Below are 19,408 nucleotides of genomic sequence, written 5' to 3' on the forward strand. Positions count from 1 at the left end.
CCACCGGGGTGGATGCGGTGCGCGCGCCGTTTCAGGAGTTTTAACCTCCCACCGACTATCATGGGCAGATAATTTTTGCGTTGCGGTTGTCATGATCATCACCTGCCCAAATTGCCAGACGCGCTACCAGGTGGCGGAAAAGGCCATCGGCTCGGCCGGGCGCAAGGTGCAGTGCGCGCATTGCCATCAGTCATGGCAGGCTGTGGCTGAGAAAGAAGATCCCAAGCCCAAGCCGAAACTGGTCCCCCCCGCTGCGCCAAAGCCTGCGCGGGATGGGGATGATGATCGCTTGTTCGACGCGGCTGACGAAGCAGCGCTTGATGCGGCTTTTGAGCGCGAGGAAACGCGCGCGGCCCCGGTTCGGGGCAAATCTGAAGATGTATCAACCAGCAGTGATGAAACTGCTATGGCAGATGCGGGGCCTGAGACCGAAAAGGCGGGGCTGGATACGGCGTTGCAGAACAGCCGTCACAAGGCAATGCTGAAGCGGCAGATTAATTTTGCCCGCAACCTGCCGATGAGCCAGATCCGGGGCAATATGCGCATTGCAGCGATTTGCCTTTTGGCTTTGCTTGTCGGGGGCGGCTATTTTTTTCGCACGGAAGTGGTGCGGCTGTTTCCTGATCTGGCCGGGGTTTATGAAGCTGTCGGGCTGAAAGTGAACGTGGTGGGGCTTGAATTCAGGAATGTCGAGACACTACGTGCAGTAAAAAGTCGCGGGGATGTGATGGTTGTCTCTGGCCGTATACAGAATATTACCGGTCAGCAGGTCAAGGTGCCCGCAATTGTCGTCACGCTTTGTGACGATGCCGGGGTGGCGCTGTATTCATGGAGTGTCACGCCTGTCGTCAGCCTGATTGGACCAGGCGAAAATGTAGAATTCGAAACCCAGCTGAATGCGCCGCCGGATGGGGTGACGCGGGTCAAGCTGGCATTTGCAGATGGCCGCGCGAGTTAAAGTTCGCAAGCGTTAGGGTCAGCGGCTGACCGGGGAGATTTTTTATGGCACGCATTCTGGTTGCCGAGGACGATGACAACGTGCGCGCTTTTGTGTCGCGGGCTCTGGAAATGAAAGGCCATTCCGTTGTCGAGGCAGAGGACGGCGGATTGGCGGCGGAAATGATGCTGGAGCATGGGGGCAAGTTTGACCTGCTCCTGTCCGATATCAAGATGCCGGTGATGGACGGGATCGCGCTGGCGCTTTCGGTTGGTGCGCAATATCCAGAGGTCATCATCGTATTAATGACGGGATTTGCTGACCAGCGCGAACGCGCGCATGGGCTTGATGCATTGATTTATGATGTGATCCCGAAACCCTTCACGCTGAATGACCTGATCCAGAAAATCGATGACGCTTTGGCCGGCAAGCCGGTTGAGATCGTCTCCCTCGCCCGCAGTGGCCTGAGTGGTTTGGGCAGCTAAACGCTGATGATCCGTGCGCTGGCTGTTCTGCTGTTGTGTCAACTGGCAGGGGAGATGTTGACGCGCGCGCTCGGGCTGCCGGTGCCGGGACCTGTCAACGGGCTGGTTATTCTCGGCGTCGCCTTGCTGGTGTTCCGGCAACCTCTTTTGGCTTTTGCCGATGTGGAGAAAACCGCTGACAGTATTCTGGGCACGCTCGGGCTATTGTTCATTCCCGCCGGTGTGGGCGTGGTGCAGCAATTGGGCCTGCTCGGCACCTATTGGCCCGCCATTATCGCGACATTGGTGCTTTCCACCCTGATCACCATGCTCGTGACGGTTGGGACTTTCCTCTGGGTCAAGAAACTCCTGGGCGCTCCGACATGAATGACAGCGGATTTGCGCTTTGGGTTTATTTGTCGACCACGCCGCTTCTCTGGCTGACGGTGACACTTGTGGCCTGGGTCGGGGCCGATGCGCTGGCGGTGAAAGCGGGGCGGCACACACTGGTCAATCCGGTGCTGATCGCGATTGTTTTTGTCAGCGCGGTGCTTCTGATTACCGGCACCGATTACGCAACCTATTTCGAGGGTGCGCAGTTCGTCCACTTCATGCTCGGGCCGGCAACGGTGGCCATTGCAGTGCCGCTGGTGCGCAACAGGGCGCTGGTCATGCAAAATCTTTGGCCGATGCTGGCGGCGCTTGTTGTCGGTTCTGTTGTTGCTGTGATCTCGGTGGTGATGATCGGGCAGATGCTGGGTCTGCCTAATGGTATTCTTTTATCGCTGGCACCCAAATCGGTAACTGCGCCGGTGGCGATGGGGATTACCGAAAATCTTGGGGGCGTGCCCTCCCTGACCGCCATTCTGGTGGTGGCGACCGGTGTGCTCGGCGCGGTCACAGTGACCCCGCTGATGAATGCGCTGGGCATTCGTGACTACGCAGCGCGTGGCTTTGCCGTAGGGCTGAGCGCGCACGGGATCGGCACGGCGCGGGCGTTCAATGTTGATCAGGTGGCGGGGACGTTTGCCGGGATTGCGATGGGGCTCAATGCCATTGTCACCGCCTTTGCGGTGCCGGCCATCATGCATTTTTGGGGATTGGCTATCGGCTAGGCTGGTTAGAGCCAGCCCGGCACGTCATCCTGCCCGATCAGATCGGCGAGGGTCTGGCGGGGGCGGATGAGGTGGTGCCTGTCGCCATCGACCAGTACTTCGGCAATCAGCGGGCGCGTATTGTAAGTGCCGGCCATGACCGCGCCATAGGCGCCGGCGCTTTTGACCGCCAAGAGGTCGCCTTCAACCACTTTCGGCAAGACGCGGTTCTGCGCCAGATAGTCGCCGGTCTCGCAGATCGCGCCGACGATATCGGCGGTCATGGTCTCGCTATCTGGCTGCGGCTCGGTGACCGGCGCGATATCGTGCCAGGCTTCGTAAAGCGTCGGGCGGATCAGATCATTCATCGCCGCATCGACAATGACGAAATGCCGCTCGGCGCCGGTTTTTACATATTCGACCCGGGTGACCAGTACGCCGGCATTGCCGGCAATCCAGCGGCCCGGCTCCAGCACCAGACGGCAGCCGAGCGGGGCGATATGTTTGACGACCAGCGCGGCATAGGCCGCAATGTCCGGCTTGTGGGCCAGCGGTTCATAAACAATGCCCAACCCGCCGCCGATATCCACATGGGCGATGGGGTGGCCGGCGGCCTTGAGCCGGGTGACCAGTTCGGCAAGGAGGGCGAAGGCATTATCGAAAGGTTCAAGATCGGTGATTTGCGAGCCGATATGCATGTCGACGCCGACGGCGCGGAGATTTTTGGCGGCAGCTATTTCGGCATAGACGGTTTCGGCCCGCTCATAGGGAATGCCGAACTTGTTTTCCGATTTTCCGGTTGAAATCTTGGCGTGGGTTTTGGCGTCCACATTGGGATTGATACGTACCGAGACCGGGGCGATCTGGCCCATCTCGCCGGCGATCAGGTTGAGCCGTTCCAGCTCCGGTTCGCTTTCCACATTAAAGCAGTGAATGCCCAGTTCCAGCCCGCGCCGCATTTCGGCTTTGGACTTGCCGACACCGGAAAAGACGATTTTTTCCGGCGCAATCCCGGCGGCGATGGCCCGTTCCAACTCCCCAAGCGAGACTACATCGGCCCCGGCCCCGAGTTTCCCCAAAAGAGTGAGGATCGCCTGATTGGAATTGGCCTTCATCGCATAGGCGATCAGCGGGTCGATCCCGTTAAAGGCCTGTTGCAATTCGCCGAGGCTGTCGCGAAAGGCGCTGGCCGAATAGCAATAAAACGGCGTGCCGATTTCGGCGCTCAGCGTCGCGAGGTCCACCGCATCGGCATGCAGACTGCCGCCCTGATAGGTGAAGGCGTCGGTCATCGTCTATTCGGCGTCTTTCAGGCGCTCACGCCAGAGCTTGACCTGGGCCAGCACGTTTTTCGGTGCGGTGCCGCCAAAGCTGGTCCGGCTGGCGACGGATTTTTCTACCGAGAGCACGTTGAAAATCCGGCTGTCGATACGCGCGTCGATGGTTTTCAGGTCTTCGATATTCAGCCCGTCGAGGGTGCAGTTCTTCTCCTCGGCGAGGGCGACGACGCGGCCGGTGATGTGATGGGCATCGCGGAAAGGCACATTGGCCTCGCGCACCAGCCAGTCGGCAATATCGGTGGCGGTGGAAAAACCCGAGCCGGCGGCGGCGCGCATATTGTCGCGGTTGACCACCAGATCGCCGACCATGCCGGTCATCGCCGCGAGCGACAGGGAAAGGGAATCCAGCGCGTCGAAGGCGACTTCCTTGTCTTCCTGCATGTCCTTGGAATAGGCGAGGGGCAGGCCCTTCATGACGACGAGCAGCGAGGTCAGCGCGCCCATGATGCGGCCGATCTTGGCGCGGATCAGTTCGGCGGCGTCCGGATTGCGCTTTTGCGGCATGATCGAGGAGCCGGTCGAAAACTTGTCCGAGAGGCGGACAAAGCCGAACTGGGCCGAGGACCAGATGACCAGTTCTTCCGAGAAACGGCTCAAATGCATGGCGGTGATCGAGGCGGCAGCGAGGGTTTCGAGAACGAAATCCCGGTCAGCGACGGCATCGAGTGAATTGGCGGTGGGGCGGTCAAAGCCCAGCTCTTTGGCGGTCATTTCCCGGTCGATGGGGAAAGATGTGCCGGCAAGGGCGGCGGAGCCGAGCGGGCTTTCGTTCATGCGGGCACGGGCATCGGCGAAGCGACCGGCATCGCGGGCAAACATTTCCACATAGGCAAGCAGATGATGACCAAATGTCACCGGCTGGGCGCTTTGCAAATGGGTGAAACCGGGCATGACGGTTGCCGCTTCTTCCTCGGCGCGGGCGATAAGGGCTGATTGCAGGGTGCGCAGCTGGGCGCCCAGCATATCGGTTGCTTCACGCACATAGAGGCGGAAATCGGTGGCCACCTGATCATTGCGCGAGCGGGCAGTGTGCAGCCTGCCGGCGGCGTCGCCGATGATTTCTTTAAGCCGCGCTTCGATGTTCATGTGAATGTCTTCGAGTGCGCGCGAAAACGTGAAGGTGCCCTGTGCGATTTCGTCGCGGACCGTGGCTAGACCCGCAATGATTGCGTCTCTATCTTCCGTCGTGAGAATGCCGGCTTCGGCCAGCATTTTTGCGTGCGCGATCGAGCCGGCAATGTCCTGCTGATACAGCCTTTTGTCGAAGCCAATGGAGGCGTTGATTTCTTCCATGACGGCATCGGGACCAGAGGCGAAACGCCCGCCCCACATACGATTGCTCATCGACCTGCTCCTTGGGTTTGACCGGAGACTAAAAAATGCTTGAGACCATTGGCGTAAGGCTCAAAAAACTAAACCGGCGACAGGCCGTGATTGGCGGACTTGTCGGCGCGGTGGTGGTTATAGCGGTGGGGCTGGGGCTTAGCAATGGTGGGGGCAGCGCATCGACCTGTCCTGCTCAACCCGAATTGCACGCGGCGATCGACAAGGCGGCGGGGGGTGAACTGGCGGCACTGAATGCGACAGCTAACGGGCGCGGTTATGCCGATCTGGCGTTTCAGGACGAAACCGGACGGCCGATGACGCTGGCGGATTTCTCGGGCAAGCCGCTGCTGGTCAATTTCTGGGCAACATGGTGCGTGCCCTGCCGCGAGGAAATGCCAGAGCTGAACGCCCTGGCCGCGCTTTACGATATTGATGATTTTGCGGTCATTCCGATCAATCTCGATATTGGTGCGGATGGAATTTCCAAGGCGCAGGCCTTTCTGGAAGACGAGAATTTGCCCAATCTGCCGTTGTATGCCGACCCCAGTTACGCAGCGTTTGATCGGTTGAAGGCATCTGCCGTTGCCATCGGGTTGCCGGCAACAATCCTTCTGGATGAGGCGGGGTGTGAAATTGCAGTGCTGCAGGGACCAGCCCCCTGGGATAGCGCCGATGGGATCAAGGTTGTCGATGCGCTGATTGCGGCGGTAGAAGATCGTTAACCATCGGTGCGACTGGCAATAACAATTGTTGTTGTATGACAATTGAGTGAAATCATCATCCGGATCCTGAGAATACATGTATTCGGGGGAATTCGGGGGCAGTTATAAGTTTCTTTTAATACTCGCGTCCTAGATTTCGCGCATAATCGAAGGACGCGGTTTTACAACATGAAATTTTCAAAATATGTACGGGCTGTTACGGCGCGTATGTCGGTGCTGTTCTGCGCTGTGGTCATTGCCCTGGCCATTGTGGCACTCATGATTGGGTATTGCCTCATATTGTTCCGGGATGACGGCCCCGAGGTCATGACCAAGGCTCTGGTGTCGGTCGCAATCCTGCCTTTGCTGCTCGGCATCCCAATGCATTATCTTTTGATCCGCTATGCACGTACCCTGTCTTTCCGCACGCGCAAGCTGGAGATCAAGACGACGAAGGACGGGTTGACCCATTGCCTGAACCAGACGGCCTTTCGGGCGCGGGTTGAGGCCTATCTGGCGGCTGAATCAGGCAATCCCAATCGCAGTGCCGCGTTACTGGTGCTTGATGCCGATAAATTCAAACTTATCAATGATACCCATGGTCACGATATCGGCGATCAGGTGATCAAGCTGGTGGCACGCACGATCAAGTCCAAGCTGCGTCCGTTTGATGTTGTGGGGCGTATTGGTGGTGAGGAGTTCGGCGTTTTGTTGCACAACGCTGATATGCATGTGACCCAGGTTATCGCTGAACGGATTCGGGCGGCGGTTGGGGCGGCGGAGCTGAAGACCGCTGATGGCCCGATCCGGGTTTCAATCAGCATTGGCGCTGTGGTTTTCGGTATGGATACGGATTACGAAAGTTTGTTCCGCACAGCCGATCGCAAGCTATATCAAGCCAAGTCCGATGGACGCGACCGGGTTGAACTTCATAACCGATTGCCAGACACCGTCGCGGCTGCCTAGACCTAGCTGATTACGCTCAAACGGTTGTATCGAGTTTAGTGCCCTGGCCGGGTTGCGGCGCGGCCTGGGTGACCTCGGCGATCATGTCGACCAGCATCGTGTCCATCTGCTGCTGCTGGCGCACGAATTCCATCTGCAAGGTCTGCCGGGTCTGGTTCTGTTGTGCCGAAACGATACTTGCCGCCAATTGCATTGCCGCATTCCTGGGTCCGAGAATATGAACAGCGCCAGTGTGGAATGAGGGTATGAACAAATAGTTTCAGCGGCCGCCCAAAAGCTGGACAGTCTGGCGTTTGAACAACAAGGCCAGCAGGACACCTGAGAGGAAGCCACCGAGATGCGCCCACCAGGCCACCGGGTCCGGTGATCCTCCCAGCGCATAGAATAGCTGCGTGGCGATCCAGAAACCCAGCATCCAGAAAGCGGGAATGGGCAGAGGAATAGGGATGACAATGGTTGCCAGGACGAATAGCCGGGCATGCGGAAACAAGAGCACATAAGCGCCCATGACCCCTGCGACCGCGCCCGATGCGCCGATCAGTGGGCCGGTTGACGCGCCATTGAACAGGATGTGTGTGCCGGCAGCGAAAGCGGCACAGGCCAGATAAAACAGGGCGAAGCGGACATGGCCGAGTGCGTCCTCGATATTGTCGCCAAAGATCCACAAGAACAGCATGTTTGACAGAAGATGCATCCAGTCGAGATGCATGAAGCAATAGGTGACCAGCGTGATTTCCTTGGGCAGGATGCCCAAGGGGCTGGGCAGCAGGCCATTGATGATGGCCGGCATGACGCCGAAATTGATCACCAGCGTTTCAAACTGGTTTTGCGAGAGCATTGATTGCACCAGAAAAACCAGAATGTTGAAGGCAATCAACGTGTAGGTGACATAGGCGAAGCGGATGTAACGGGTGGGGTTGCGGTCATGCAGCGGCAGGAACATCCGCTTCTATCCCTTTTCCGCATCGGGGGCGTTTTCGTCTGAAAACTGGCCGGGGGTCCACATCACATCATCACGGCCATTGGCATTGGCGGCACGGGCCAGAACGAACAGCAGGTCTGACAAGCGGTTGAGATATTGCACCGCCAGCGGATTGGTGTCGGTTTCCGCTTCGGCGAGTTCTGTTGTGATGCGTTCGGCGCGGCGGACGACGGTGCGGGCCACATGCAGACTGGCTGCCAGCGCATTGCCGCCGGGCAGGATGAAACTGGTCAGCGGGCTAAGGTTCGCGTTGTGCCGGTCGATGCAGTTCTCGAGCCAAGTTACCTGGCCCTTGGTGGCGCGCAGGGATTTGTATTCCTGACCCTCATCGCTGCCGGGGGTGGCCAGATCGGAGCCGACATCGAACAGGTCGTTCTGGATGCGGCCCAGATCGGCGTCGATGCCGGGGGCTTTTGTTGTGTGCAGCCTTGCCATGCCGATAAAGGCATTGGCTTCCTCGATTGTGCCGTAGGCGTCGATACGCACATCATGCTTTTTGCGGCGCGGCCCCCGCACAAGGCCTGTGGTGCCATCATCGCCGGTGCGGGTGTATATCTTGTTGAGCTTGACCATGATCAGCCCCTGGATCCGAATACCGCGACAGCCACCACCAGCAGGATGATGGCGATGAACTGAGCGATCACACGCGCGCGCATCAGTCGCTGGCTGAGATTGGGGCTGCCGCCACGGGTCATATTCCATAGCCCTGCGCCCAGAATGACGACAACTGCGCCGAGGGCTAGATAGATCAGGATGTTGAGACCGCTTTGCATGATGGTTCCGCCTTACGTTTTTTCGGCTGCGTAATAGGCACCAAGCAGGGCGCCAAGCCGGTCATAGATGACACGAATCCGCCGGCTGGTGAACAGCTCACGATGGGTTGTGAGCCAGACCTCAAGCGGTGGAATATCCAGTTCAGGCATAAGCGCTACCATGCCGGGGGTCGATTCGATCAGAATTTTTTGCCCAAAACTGATGCCGAGGCCCGCCTTGGCCAGTTCCCATATGGCGCTCTGGCTGTCGCTGCGCAAACAAAAATCATCGCGGCTGAGGGTGGCCCCCAGCGCCCGGGCGGCGCTGATCAACAGGTCTGAGCGGTCAAAGCCGATCAGGTCATGGTCATGGAGATCTTCGAACCGGCTCGGGGTGCTGCGCCGGTCGAGATAGGATTGATGGGCGCAGCACATTATGGCGCTCTCACCGATTTTTCTGGTGATCAGTTCAAGCTGGGTGGGGCGAAACATCCGCACAGCGATATCGGCTTCACGGATCAAGAGGTTTTCGGGGGAATCGCTGGGCACCAGGTCAATCGAGATGGCCGGAAATTCCTCGCGTAACTGCACAAGGATTTGCGGCAATGTGTAATGGGAGGTGATCACGCTGGCGGTGATGCGTACAGTGCCGGCGAGTTCCGCATTGGCCCCATCAGCGACCATGATCGCCTCCGCCAGGGCCTTGTTGGCGACCTGCACATGTTCATAAAGCCGCAAGGCGGTGTCATTGGGGCGCAGGCCCGTGAGGGTGCGTTCGAACAGGGCTGAGCCAAGGTGGTGTTCAAGGGCCTCAATATGGCGGCCAAGGGTGGGTTGGGACAGGCCCAGCGCACGGGCGGCAGCGGAGAGCGAGCCCTGTTCCACCACAGCGGCGAAGCTGCGCCACAGGGCCCAGTCCGGCTGGGTATTGCTCATCGGTCGATTTCCTCGATGGTATTCGTTTATGAATGTCTATCATGCGATTTATGACAATTTCAAAACTTTTATGAATATTTGATCATCTGGCCGTCAATGCTGAAGGAGCCAGGGACATGACGAATCTGAATGAAAATAAAGTGACCATTCTGGGGATCAACGGCCATTTCGGCCATCACGCTGCCGTCGCTTTTGCCGATGCGGGGTGGGAAGTTCTTGGGTTCGGGCGGTCAAACAAAAATCCGATAGAGGGCGTGCGCTTTATTCAGGGTGACGCAGAGAATGTAGCGGATATGCGCGCCGCCATCGGTGATAGCGCGGTGGTCGTCAACGGGCTTAACCTGCCCTATGACAAATGGGACAAGGGCCGCAAGGAAATGCAGACTGCACGGGTGATTGAAGCCGCTGAAGTCCCAGGGCGCACACTGATGTATCCGGGCAATGTCTATAATTATGCGGCCAATGACCGGCGGATAACCCCGGAGATGGAACAACACCCGGAGACGCCGCGCGGTGCGATACGCGTACGATGCGAGCAGATGCTGGCTGAGGTCGCGGCGCGGGGCGAAATGCAGGTGTTGATCCTGAGGGCCGGGGATTTTTATGGGCCGGACTGCACAAATGACTGGTTTGATCTGGGTATTTTGCGGGAGGCGGAGAAAGGGAAGGTGGCTTTGCCAGGCGCGCCGGATACTGCTCATGCTTGGGCTTATCTGCCCGATTTCGGCGCGGCTTTTGTAAAAGTGGCAACGCTGAGCGACACATTGGCCCCGTTCGAGACTTTCCATTTTGCGGGGCATTTCGTCACCAATCGGGCCCTGTTCGTCGCCATCGAGAAGGCGGTGCAGATGCCGGTGACGCTGGTGCCCTTTCCCTGGATGCTGTTCCGGACCATAGGGCTGGTTTCCGGGGTTATGCGTGAAATCGTCAAGATGCGCTATTTGTGGGAACATCCTATGGAACTGGTCGATCCCCGTTTGGGCGCGATTCTTGGCCCCGATTTTGGCACCCCGTTTGAGGCAGCGGTGGCGGAGGTTGTGCGTCCCTTCTTCAGCGCGCAGGGCAAAGCTGCTGCCTGAGGGGCGTCAGAAGCCGAGGCGGGTGCGGATGGCTTCGGGCGTCCAGCCCGCCTCGCGCATGTTTCTCAAGGCGAGCGACTGGCGTGATTTGGAGAGCTTTTTGCCGTCTTCGTCGAGAATCAGTTTGTGGAAGGTATAAAGCGGGGCGGGCAGGCCAAGCAGGAATTGCAGCAATATATGGATATCAGTTGCCGCCTCCATGTCGCGGCCTCGGGTGACATGGGTGATGCCCTGCGCGGCGTCATCAACGACAACGCTTAAATGATAGCTGGTGGCGGTGCCCTTGCGCGCGATCACCGGATCGCCCCAACGTTCAGGCCGGGCATAGCGAATTTGCGGCCGGTCGAGCGGTGTGGGCTGCAAAACGGTATAGGTCAGCATACCGGTACGGCGGGTGGCCTCTGCGGTGTCGAGCCGCCATTGTACCGGCTCACCCTTGCCGATGCGGTGGCTAATTTCCGTGTCGGTGAGGTGGCGGCAGGTGCCGGGATAGATCGGGGCGCCATCAGGGTCGGTGTTGACGGCGATGGCCGCGATCTGGGCGCGCGAACAAAAGCAGGGGTAAAGCAGGCCGTGTTCAATCAGGGTGAGTTTCTGCTTTTCGTAAACATCAAACCGTTCTGATTGTTGCAGTACCGGTTCGGGCCAGTCGAGGCCGAGCCAATGCAGGTCCTCAATGATTGCCTCGATGAATTCGGGGCGGCACCGGTCCGGATCCGTATCTTCCAGCCGCAGCAGAAAACGGCCATTGAGCTTTTCTGCCCAGTCGGCTGTATAAAGTGCGGAATAGGCATGGCCCAGATGGAGCAATCCGTTGGGGCTTGGCGCGAAACGCAAAATCGGCTCTGGTACCGTGTTCATAGTGCCGCCCTGCTTATCCCGTCAGAAGGTTCTTATTGTCATGGCCGACGCCGCGCCGCTGGAGCGTATCATTGATGCCCGCGTGCTTGAACATCATCTCGAGCGTCTTGTTTTGCGCGATTCGCGGTTAGCGCCAATATGGGATGTCTGCGGGGAGGTGCCCTTGCGGCTTTCCACACCCGGCTTTGCGGGCATGGCACAAATTATTGTCTCGCAATTATTGAGCGTTGCCAGCGCCAGAACAATTCATGGCCGGCTTTGTGCTCTTCTGGATGAGGTGACGCCTGAACGTTTTCTGGCGTTTGATGAGGAGCGGATACGTGGCTGCGGGCTGACGGGGGGTAAATACCGCGCCTTGTGCGCGGTGGCCGAAGCGGAACTGGATGGATCACTCGATTATGCCGCGCTCGGCGGTGTGCCCCTGCCCGAGGCGATGGCAGGATTGACGCGATTGACAGGCATTGGCCCGTGGACCGCAGAGATTTATCTGTTGTTTGCAACCGGGCATCCGGACATTTTTCCGGCGGGCGATCTGGTGCTTCGGAAGATGGCTGGGCGCATTGAAGGTCTGGGCATTGTGCCCGATATTCGACAAACCACGGCACTGGCGGCTATATGGTCGCCTTATCGCGGCGCCGCGGCGCGTCTGTTATGGCGTTATTTCGCGGTATTGCAGAACAAGGAAGGAATCAATCTGTGACAGCACAACTCTCGGGGCCGATGGTCGCGCCGGAATCGGGCAAGCCGAAAAATCTCATTGTGCTGCTGCATGGGTATGGTTCAGACGGCAACGACCTGATCGGTCTGGCCCCTTATTGGCGTGACCTGTTGCCTGATACGCTGGTGGTGGCACCCAATGCACCCTGGCCTTGCGACATCAATCCGGCGGGTTATCAGTGGTTTCCGCTTGAGCTGGATCGCGAAATCAGCCGGTTGGAGGGATCAGGTCAGGCACGCCCCGTCATTACAGGATTTTTGGAACAAGTCTGGGCGGAAACCGGACTGGGGGCCGCCGATACTATTCTGGGCGGGTTCAGCCAGGGCGCGATGATGGCGCTTGATGCGGGGTTGCGTCTGCCTGATGCGCTCAAGGGCATCGTGGCGTTCTCGGGCGGGGTGATTTCCCCGGAAACGATTGGTGAGGAACTTAGCTCGAAGCCGCCGGTCTGTCTGATCCATGGGGCCGAGGACGATGTGGTGCCGCTAGGGATGAGTGTGCGTGGCGGGGAGGCGCTTAAAACGGCAGGGCTTGAGGTTCGCGTCCATGTGTCGCCTGGTACCGGGCATGGTATTGCACCAGACGGGCTGGAGGTGGCCACGGGCTTTATCAAAGGGTTGGCCCCGTAACCCGGGGAGCACTTGTGCTTTGCTGACACAAAAACACAACATCTGCTTCACAGGGCTGTAACAAAGGGCTTAATATATAGGAATTGGTTTCTTGTGATTCCTGCCCTTGGAGCTTGGTGTGACTATTCACGTGTCGCCCGATTCCTGTCCGACCCTGGTGCTGAATGCTGACTTCCGTCCGCTCAGCTATTACCCTCTCTCGCTCTGGTCCTGGCAGGACGCGATCAAGGCTGTGTGTCTTGACCGGGTCAATATCGTTTCAGAATATGATCGGGTTGTGCGAAGTCCCAGCTTCGAGATGCGGCTGCCCTCAGTCGTTTCCTTACGTGAATATATCAAGCCTTCCCGCCATCCTGCCTTTACCCGCTTCAATGTTTTCCTTCGCGACAGGTTCGAGTGCCAGTATTGTGGCGCCCGGCATGATCTGACCTTTGATCATGTGATCCCGCGCTCAAAGGGTGGGCGGACGACTTGGGAGAATGTGGTGGCGGCATGCGCACCGTGCAATTTGCGCAAATCCAACCGCATGCCGAAGGAAATCAACATGTTTCCGCGGCAAACGCCCTATCCACCAACGGTGCAGGATCTGCACAATAATGGACGGGCCTTCCCGCCCAACTACCTGCATGAGAGCTGGCTGGATTTCCTCTATTGGGATATCGAACTCGAGCCGTAGGCCTTGTTCGGCGCAATGTGCCTATTTGGCTTCGCGGCGCATGCGTGCAAACTGGCCCTGGGCTGAGGCAATCAGAAAACCTGTAACAGCAGTGGCCGCAATGGCGTTCAGTCCGGCAAAGCTGAGGCCGAGAAAGCGCACTTGTGCCTTATCGCAGGGAACAACGCGGGTGGCGTTGATATTGTTGAGGTCACCAAAGCTGACGCCCGCACCTGTGCCGGTGCAGGAGGTCGGTCCCGGCCAGAAACCCCATTCAACCCCGGCGTGAAATCCACCAAGCCATGCACCCCAGGCAAAAATCGCGGCGATACAAAGGGTGAGAAAAATACGTATTGGAACGGGCACCCGGTTCCAAAAGGCAATGAGAGCGGCAAGAAGCGGCAGACCCAAATAATAGGGTATGCGCTGGGCATAGCAGAGTTCGCAGGGAAGATAGCCACCGATATGCTCAAAGGCGAGCGCCGCCAGAATAGTGAACAGGCCCAGCATGAAGGCTGTGTTGGCGCGGTTGGAATTCCGGCCAACGGTTTGTGGTGCGTGCTTAATCATTGTGTCCGCAAACGTCCTCTATTTGATCTGCGTTACCAGCCAGAATCCGCCGACCAATAATATGCAGAAGATGACGAATAAAAGGCCAAGGCGTTTTTCGATAAAGTCCCGAATCGGCTCACCAAAGAAATACAGCAAACCCGCGACAATGAAAAAGCGCAGGCCACGGCCAATCAGCGACACCATAATAAACAGCGGCAGCGAAAAGCCAACTGAACCTGAAAAAATCGTCAGAACCTTATAGGGGATTGGTGTAACGGCGCCGACGAGAACACCAAAAGCTCCCCATTGATCGTACCAGTCGGTGATGCGGGCGAAACTGCTTTCGGCATGATAAAAATGCAAAATGCTCTGACCAATCGCCTCGAACAGCAAGGCGCCTATCGCATAGCCGAACAGGGCACCTGCGACCGACGATAATGTGCAGATCAGCGCCAGGCGAAACCACCCCCGCCGATTGGCCATAACCATGGGGATCAGCATGATATCGGGCGGGATGGGGAAAAACGAACTCTCCGCGAAGGAGATCGCGGCGAGCGCCCATGGCGCATGACGCCCCTTGGCAAGGGACATGACCCAGTCATAGAGGCGGCGTAACAAAATGGCGCTCCAGGCAAATAATGGCGGTTGAGGTGTAAAGCTTACCACTTTCAAGTCAATGAGCGATTGACGCGACAAGGCCAATGGCTATATTCCGCCCCTGTTCACTTTCCACATGGGTGTTTCCCATGTACGCGCTGCGGGCGTGGCGGAATTGGTAGACGCGCCAGACTCAAAATCTGGTTCTGGTAACAGAGTGCCGGTTCGATTCCGGCCGCCCGCACCATAACTGTGGTTTTCCTCCGTACTGAATTTGCTCACGCGTGTTCGCCGCGTGGCTGTTTCCGAGGTTAGAAACTTAGGTAAATGCCTATATAAATATTGACAATGATCGCCGAGCGATATTAGTTAGGTTTATGCCTAACAAAAACGACATGGTCAGTGTTTTTCATGCGCTTGGCGACAAGACCCGGATGGGCATTGTCGCATCCCTGGCTTTGGGGCCGCAGTCGGTGAGTATGTTGTCGCGGGATGTACCGATGGCAATGCCCTCGTTCCTGCAGCATTTGAAACTGCTTGAGGCCTGCGGTTTGGTGCAGTCGCGAAAAGAAGGCCGGGTGCGGATGTGCGCGCTGGTGCCTGAGCGCTTGTCTGCCGCACAATCATGGATTGAAACGCAGCGTCGGCTTTGGGAGGTCAAACTGGATAATCTTGATGAATATCTTGCCAGTAAAGACGATAGGCCGAACAGGATTTAGGCGATGGCTGATTTTGACACTGTGCACGAAACGCTTGTATTTGAGCGAGATTTTACATGTACGCGCGCAGCGCTTTTCGAGGCGTTTGCAGATCCGGTGGCACGAGCCCGTTGGGGGCAGCCATCCGATACCGCGGTAATTATTTTTGATGCTGCTGATTTCCGGGTTGGCGGCTCGGACAGATCGCGCTGTGGCACGAAAAAAAATCCTGAATTCCAGGTGGATGCCACCTATCTGGATATTCAGCCCGGTACACGGATTGTTTATTCGGAGCGCGTTGCCAAAGGGGACATGCCGTTATCGGCTGCACTCTATACGATTGAATTTGGCGCGCGTGGCGAGAAGGCGCTTTTGCAGGTCACAGTGCAGATAGCTGCATTTGTCGGTGCGGATATGGTTGTCGGCGTAAAGCAAGGCTTTGACGCGGCCCTTGAGAACCTGTCGCGGGAATTTGAACGCTAAGTCTGCCTTAAGCGTCCAGATAGGGCGTTAGCACCCCGGCGACCCAATCCATGAAGGTCTGTACGCGCTTGGGCAGGTGGCGACGATTGGCATAGAGCAGGGAGACCAGCATGGGTTCTGCGGGGAAATCAGGCAGTATTTCTTCGAGTATGCCCTCGTTGACCAGTTCTTGCAGGCCAATTGCGGGAGCTTGTATGAGGCCAAGCCCGGCGATGCAGGCGGCTTCATAAGCGTCGGTATTATTGACGGTGATGACGCTTGGCATCTCCATTTGAGCGTAGCCGGTGGTGGTGGGATATTCCCAGCCCTCAGGCTGTGTGCCCAGCGTGCTGGCATAGCGAATGATGCGGTGATGGGACAAATCATTGAGCGTTTGCGGCCTGCCATGGCGGGCGAGATAGGCGCGGCTGGCATAATTGACGATGCGGAGGGTGCCGAGCTTGCGGGCGATCAGGTTCGTGTCGCCGAGACTGCCGACCCGCAAAACGCAATCAAAGCCCTCACGCACCAGATCGACCCGCCGGTCGGTGCTGCTCAGTTCCAGATCGAGCTTTGGGTGGGCTTCGAGAAACTCGGGCAGGCGCGGCAGGATGATATTGCGGGCAATGCCATTGGGCATGTCGACGCGCAAGCGGCCGCTCAGGGCAGCCGGGGTTTGCTGGAACATGGTCTGCAATTCGTCGATATCGTCGAGCATGTCCTTGCAGCGCTCATAAAAAGCCTGGCCATCCTGGGTCATTTGCACCCTCCGGGTGGTGCGGTGCAAAAGCCGGGTGCCGAGCAGGCTTTCGAGCTGCTGGATGGCGGTGGATGTGCTGGCCCGGGCGAGATTGAGGCTGTCGGCAGCGCGTGAAAAGCTCGATAATTCAGCGACGCGCACAAAAACCTGCATGATTTCAAGCTGGTTCATTTTCGGGCCATTCCCATGCCTATTATTCGCGTTATGCGAATAAACATATCAATACGCCGCGGTTTATACGTTTGATATTGGCAATTAGATAGGGGCATTGCAAGCTTGAACCTCAGGAAGGTAGCAGAAATGACCTCATCCACCCCCATCGCCCCGATTGCCCTCATCACCGGCGGCAGCCGCGGGCTGGGCCGCAACATGGCGCAGAAACTGGCGCAAGATGGCACGGACGTAATTTTTACCTATCACAGCAATAGCGTTGAGGCCCAAAGCCTGGTCGCGGAAATCGAGGCCATGGGGCGGCGGGCGGCAGCCTTGCAGCTCGATGCCGGCAAGAGCGGTACATTTGATTCCTTTGCGGCGGCTATTGGCGATGTGCTTGGGCAATGGCAGTGCACGCGCTTTAATTTTCTGGTCAATAATGCGGGCATGGGCGTGCATGCCGGTTTTGCTGAAACTACAGAAGCGCAGTTTGAGGACCTGATGAATGTGCATTTGAAGGGCACGTTCTTTTTTACCCAAAAACTGCTACCCTTGCTGGCCGATGGCGGGCGCATCATCAATATTTCGAGCGGGCTGACACGGTTCTCCACCCCCGGCTTTGCCGCCTATGCGACGATGAAGGGGGCGATTGAGGTGCTGAGCCGCTATATGGCCAAGGAACTGGGGCCGCGCGGCATTGGCGTCAATGTGGTGGCGCCGGGCGCGATCGAGACCGATTTCGGCGGCGGCCTTGTGCGGGACAATCCCGAGTTCAACGCGATAATTGCCGGGGAGACGGCCTTGGGCCGGGTCGGTATGCCCGATGATATTGGCGGTGTCGTTGCCTCACTGCTCCGCCCGGCCAATGGCTGGATCAATGGGCAGCGGATTGAGGTTTCCGGCGGCGTGTCACTGTAGGATTTGTGCTATTCGGCGGCGGCCTTCAGGCCGTCGTTTCGGCTGTCATAGGCCATGCGCGCGGTGATGATGTCGTTGTGATGGAGCGACGACCAGTCCCAAATCGCGCGCATCGCGGGGATGAGGGTCTTGCCCAGTTCAGAGAACTGATATTCGACGCGCGGCGGAATTTCGGCATAAGCGGTGCGAATGACCAGACCATCGCGTTCCAGATTGCGCAAGGTCAGGGTGAGCATGCGCTGGGATATAGTGCCAATCGCCCGCTGGATTTCGTTGAAACGCACCGGCCCGTCGAATAATGCGCCGAACACCATGACCGTCCATTTGTCACCGACCCGGTTGAGGATAATATTCATCGCCTTCAGGCGTTCATTCTCTTCAATCTTGTCGGGCATCTGGCCGCCTTGGAGCTTGTTTGAATGGTTCGATCCACAAATGACACGCAATAAGGCAGCGCCGGGGAGTGCAAGCTATATGGGGTGTTTGTGCGGACATTCCAGAGGCGGCAATTCGTCTCGGGTAAAAATCAACGATGAGAAGGCTGTAAGGGGCCGAACGACTTGAAAAACCTGTGACCGGAGCGGACGTGCGATTGTTGTGTCCAGCGCGAATTGCTATGTATGAAACTGGTTGCAGCTACAGTTTTTCTGGGAGTGCTTTGCACGTGCCGTTTTTCCGGTTTCAAAAAGTTTTGCTTGCCTTTGTGGTGAGCCTGTTCCTGTCCGGCCCGGTTTTTGCGACGCCTGAGTTGCTGGTGGATATGCGTACCGGCGAGGTGCTTTATGAGAAGGATGCGGGGCAGCCCTGGCATCCGGCATCGCTGACCAAGCTGATGACCGCCTATCTGACTTTTGAGGCAATCGCTGCGGGGCAGTTGACGCTCGATAGCCCGGTTATCGTCTCTGCCAATGCGCTGAAAGCGCCGCCTTCCAAGATTGGTGCGCCGGTCGATACCGCGTTTACAGTCAATGATGCGCTTTATTTATTGATTGTGAAATCGGCCAATGACATTGCGATTGCGCTGGCGGAAACCGTGGGCGGGACCGAGGCCAATTTTGTGGCCGAGATGAACCGGACGGCGGCGGCGATGGGGCTGACGGCCACGCATTTTGTCAATCCGCACGGATTGCATGACCCCGCCCAGGTGACCAGCGCACGCGATCTGGCGGTGCTGGCTTTGACCATTCGGCACCGCTATCCGCAATATTCGCCGATGTTTGCCACCGAATCCGTGCGTCTTGGCAAGGCGAAATTAACAAGCCAGAACAACCTGTTGACCCATTTTGAAGGCACGACCGGCATGAAGACCGGTTATGTCTGCGCCTCGGGGCTGAATATCGTGGCGACGGTGGAGCGGCAGGGGCGTCAGCTGATGGCGGTTGTGCTGGGTGGTTCGTCCGGGCGGGAGCGCGGCGAGATGACTGCAAAGCTGTTTCTGCAAGGGTTCTCGGGTGCTTTGCCGGGCACGGGAAAGGTTGTGACGGGGCTGCAGAATGTCAGTGCACAACCCACGGATATGCGGCCTTTTATCTGCGGCAAGGAATCGGGAAACTATGTTGCCGCGCGGAAGGAAGCCTTTCCGATGGGGCTTGAGGGGCAGCCGAGTTATTTGAATGATCTGGTGCAATCGGCGACCTATAACGTCTCGGCGCTGGGGCGGTTGCGTGATGTGCCGATGCCGCGGCCAAGGCCGCTTTGGGCCCCGGAACCGCGCCAGATCGAGGCGGCAGTTATCCCCTTGCCACGGCCTGACCGGCGGGTGGAATTGCGCGCCGGGCTTTAAGCGGCGGCGCGGTTTTCCAAGGCTGATGTTAGTGGTTTTGTCAGC

The 19,408-nt window shown here is 57.9% G+C and carries 26 protein-coding genes and 1 tRNA gene; 15 read left to right on the forward strand and 12 right to left on the reverse strand.

Annotated elements, in window-relative coordinates:
• Positions 1-91 precede the first annotated feature (91 nt).
• From L1P08_RS12445 to L1P08_RS12460, 4 genes are read left to right on the forward strand one after another with little or no spacing between them, the layout of a single operon-like run.
• A complete protein-coding gene (locus L1P08_RS12445) occupies positions 92-958 on the forward strand; it encodes an MJ0042-type zinc finger domain-containing protein (protein WP_303617331.1) in 867 nt (288 codons plus the stop codon).
• A gap of 44 nt (positions 959-1,002) precedes the next feature.
• Complete coding sequence (locus tag L1P08_RS12450; RefSeq protein WP_303617332.1) at positions 1,003-1,422, forward strand: response regulator; 420 nt, start codon at positions 1,003-1,005, stop codon at positions 1,420-1,422.
• A gap of 6 nt (positions 1,423-1,428) precedes the next feature.
• Positions 1,429-1,788 carry a CidA/LrgA family protein gene (locus L1P08_RS12455; protein WP_303617333.1) on the forward strand — a complete coding sequence of 120 codons (360 nt, stop codon included), beginning with the start codon at positions 1,429-1,431 and terminating at the stop codon, positions 1,786-1,788.
• On the forward strand, positions 1,785-2,516 hold the full coding sequence (locus tag L1P08_RS12460) for an LrgB family protein (protein WP_303617334.1): 732 nt from the start codon (positions 1,785-1,787) through the stop codon (positions 2,514-2,516). The genes L1P08_RS12455 and L1P08_RS12460 overlap by 4 nt, the downstream gene beginning before the upstream one ends.
• 5 nt (positions 2,517-2,521) lie before the next feature.
• Here the strand turns inward: L1P08_RS12460 and lysA are convergent, their stop codons facing one another.
• A complete protein-coding gene (gene lysA / locus L1P08_RS12465) occupies positions 2,522-3,787 on the reverse strand; it encodes a diaminopimelate decarboxylase (RefSeq protein WP_303617335.1) in 1,266 nt (421 codons plus the stop codon).
• Between the two features lie 3 nt (positions 3,788-3,790).
• On the reverse strand, positions 3,791-5,179 hold the full coding sequence (argH, locus tag L1P08_RS12470) for an argininosuccinate lyase (RefSeq protein ID WP_303617336.1): 1,389 nt from the start codon (positions 5,177-5,179) through the stop codon (positions 3,791-3,793).
• 35 nt (positions 5,180-5,214) lie between these two features.
• Here argH and L1P08_RS12475 point away from each other — a divergent pair, with 35 nt between their 5' ends.
• Together L1P08_RS12475 and L1P08_RS12480 are read left to right on the forward strand one after the other, a co-directional pair.
• Entirely contained in the window at positions 5,215-5,883 is a 669-nt protein-coding gene (locus L1P08_RS12475) for a TlpA family protein disulfide reductase (protein ID WP_303617337.1), read from the forward strand.
• A gap of 168 nt (positions 5,884-6,051) precedes the next feature.
• The gene (locus tag L1P08_RS12480; RefSeq protein WP_303617338.1) at positions 6,052-6,828 is read left to right on the forward strand and encodes a GGDEF domain-containing protein; all 777 of its coding nucleotides are present in this window, start codon (positions 6,052-6,054) and stop codon (positions 6,826-6,828) included.
• Positions 6,829-6,844: 16 nt separating this feature from the next.
• Here L1P08_RS12480 and L1P08_RS12485 read toward each other — a convergent pair whose 3' ends face one another.
• From L1P08_RS12485 to L1P08_RS12505, 5 genes are all read right to left on the reverse strand, one after another.
• The gene (locus L1P08_RS12485) at positions 6,845-7,021 is read right to left on the reverse strand and encodes a hypothetical protein (protein WP_303617339.1); all 177 of its coding nucleotides are present in this window, start codon (positions 7,019-7,021) and stop codon (positions 6,845-6,847) included.
• 66 nt (positions 7,022-7,087) lie between these two features.
• A complete protein-coding gene (locus L1P08_RS12490; protein ID WP_303617340.1) occupies positions 7,088-7,771 on the reverse strand; it encodes a rhomboid family intramembrane serine protease in 684 nt (227 codons plus the stop codon).
• 6 nt (positions 7,772-7,777) lie between these two features.
• Positions 7,778-8,383: a cob(I)yrinic acid a,c-diamide adenosyltransferase gene (locus L1P08_RS12495; RefSeq protein WP_303617341.1), complete on the reverse strand. Its 606-nt coding sequence runs from the start codon at positions 8,381-8,383 to the stop codon at positions 7,778-7,780.
• A gap of 2 nt (positions 8,384-8,385) precedes the next feature.
• Positions 8,386-8,583, reverse strand: a complete 198-nt coding sequence (locus tag L1P08_RS12500; protein WP_303617342.1) for a twin transmembrane helix small protein — start codon at positions 8,581-8,583, stop codon at positions 8,386-8,388.
• A gap of 12 nt (positions 8,584-8,595) precedes the next feature.
• The gene (locus L1P08_RS12505; protein ID WP_303617343.1) at positions 8,596-9,498 is read right to left on the reverse strand and encodes a LysR family transcriptional regulator; all 903 of its coding nucleotides are present in this window, start codon (positions 9,496-9,498) and stop codon (positions 8,596-8,598) included.
• A 116-nt stretch (positions 9,499-9,614) separates the two neighbouring features.
• Here L1P08_RS12505 and L1P08_RS12510 point away from each other — a divergent pair, with 116 nt between their 5' ends.
• Positions 9,615-10,577 (forward strand): NAD-dependent epimerase/dehydratase family protein, encoded by a 963-nt coding sequence (locus L1P08_RS12510; RefSeq protein WP_303617344.1) that lies wholly within the window; start codon positions 9,615-9,617, stop codon positions 10,575-10,577.
• Positions 10,578-10,583: 6 nt separating this feature from the next.
• On the opposite strand, the gene gluQRS is transcribed toward L1P08_RS12510, so the two are convergent.
• On the reverse strand, positions 10,584-11,438 hold the full coding sequence (gene gluQRS, locus L1P08_RS12515) for a tRNA glutamyl-Q(34) synthetase GluQRS (RefSeq protein WP_303617345.1): 855 nt from the start codon (positions 11,436-11,438) through the stop codon (positions 10,584-10,586).
• Positions 11,439-11,478: 40 nt separating this feature from the next.
• Between gluQRS and L1P08_RS12520 the strand changes: the two genes are divergently transcribed.
• From L1P08_RS12520 to L1P08_RS12530, 3 genes are all read left to right on the forward strand, one after another.
• Positions 11,479-12,138 (forward strand): DNA-3-methyladenine glycosylase family protein, encoded by a 660-nt coding sequence (locus L1P08_RS12520; protein ID WP_303617346.1) that lies wholly within the window; start codon positions 11,479-11,481, stop codon positions 12,136-12,138.
• Positions 12,135-12,785: an alpha/beta hydrolase gene (locus L1P08_RS12525; RefSeq protein ID WP_303617347.1), complete on the forward strand. Its 651-nt coding sequence runs from the start codon at positions 12,135-12,137 to the stop codon at positions 12,783-12,785. Before L1P08_RS12520 ends, L1P08_RS12525 begins: the two co-directional genes overlap by 4 nt.
• Before the next feature lie 118 nt (positions 12,786-12,903).
• Entirely contained in the window at positions 12,904-13,461 is a 558-nt protein-coding gene (locus L1P08_RS12530) for an HNH endonuclease (protein ID WP_303617348.1), read from the forward strand.
• A 21-nt stretch (positions 13,462-13,482) separates the two neighbouring features.
• Here the strand turns inward: L1P08_RS12530 and L1P08_RS12535 are convergent, their stop codons facing one another.
• Together L1P08_RS12535 and L1P08_RS12540 are read right to left on the reverse strand one after the other, a co-directional pair.
• Complete coding sequence (locus L1P08_RS12535) at positions 13,483-14,010, reverse strand: disulfide bond formation protein B (protein WP_303617349.1); 528 nt, start codon at positions 14,008-14,010, stop codon at positions 13,483-13,485.
• Positions 14,011-14,028: 18 nt separating this feature from the next.
• Positions 14,029-14,481 (reverse strand): YqaA family protein, encoded by a 453-nt coding sequence (locus L1P08_RS12540; protein WP_368077109.1) that lies wholly within the window; start codon positions 14,479-14,481, stop codon positions 14,029-14,031.
• Positions 14,482-14,749: 268 nt separating this feature from the next.
• Between L1P08_RS12540 and L1P08_RS12545 the strand changes: the two genes are divergently transcribed.
• From L1P08_RS12545 to L1P08_RS12555, 3 genes are all read left to right on the forward strand, one after another.
• Positions 14,750-14,836, forward strand: a tRNA-Leu gene (locus L1P08_RS12545).
• Positions 14,837-14,966: 130 nt separating this feature from the next.
• On the forward strand, positions 14,967-15,308 hold the full coding sequence (locus L1P08_RS12550; RefSeq protein ID WP_303617351.1) for an ArsR/SmtB family transcription factor: 342 nt from the start codon (positions 14,967-14,969) through the stop codon (positions 15,306-15,308).
• Positions 15,309-15,311: 3 nt separating this feature from the next.
• The gene (locus L1P08_RS12555) at positions 15,312-15,770 is read left to right on the forward strand and encodes an SRPBCC family protein (RefSeq protein WP_303617352.1); all 459 of its coding nucleotides are present in this window, start codon (positions 15,312-15,314) and stop codon (positions 15,768-15,770) included.
• 7 nt (positions 15,771-15,777) lie between these two features.
• Here the strand turns inward: L1P08_RS12555 and L1P08_RS12560 are convergent, their stop codons facing one another.
• Positions 15,778-16,680: a LysR family transcriptional regulator gene (locus L1P08_RS12560; RefSeq protein WP_303617353.1), complete on the reverse strand. Its 903-nt coding sequence runs from the start codon at positions 16,678-16,680 to the stop codon at positions 15,778-15,780.
• Positions 16,681-16,809: 129 nt separating this feature from the next.
• On the opposite strand from L1P08_RS12560, the gene L1P08_RS12565 reads away from it, so the two are divergent.
• A complete protein-coding gene (locus L1P08_RS12565) occupies positions 16,810-17,580 on the forward strand; it encodes an SDR family NAD(P)-dependent oxidoreductase (RefSeq protein ID WP_303617354.1) in 771 nt (256 codons plus the stop codon).
• A gap of 8 nt (positions 17,581-17,588) precedes the next feature.
• Here the strand turns inward: L1P08_RS12565 and L1P08_RS12570 are convergent, their stop codons facing one another.
• Entirely contained in the window at positions 17,589-17,975 is a 387-nt protein-coding gene (locus L1P08_RS12570; protein WP_303617355.1) for a winged helix-turn-helix transcriptional regulator, read from the reverse strand.
• Positions 17,976-18,244: 269 nt separating this feature from the next.
• Here L1P08_RS12570 and L1P08_RS12575 point away from each other — a divergent pair, with 269 nt between their 5' ends.
• Positions 18,245-19,363, forward strand: coding sequence for a D-alanyl-D-alanine carboxypeptidase family protein (locus L1P08_RS12575; protein WP_303617356.1), 1,119 nt, complete (start codon positions 18,245-18,247; stop codon positions 19,361-19,363).
• Positions 19,364-19,408 lie beyond the last annotated feature (45 nt).

Source organism: Mariluticola halotolerans, assembly GCF_021611515.1.
Taxonomy (GTDB): Bacteria; Pseudomonadota; Alphaproteobacteria; order Rhizobiales; family Devosiaceae; genus Mariluticola; species Mariluticola halotolerans.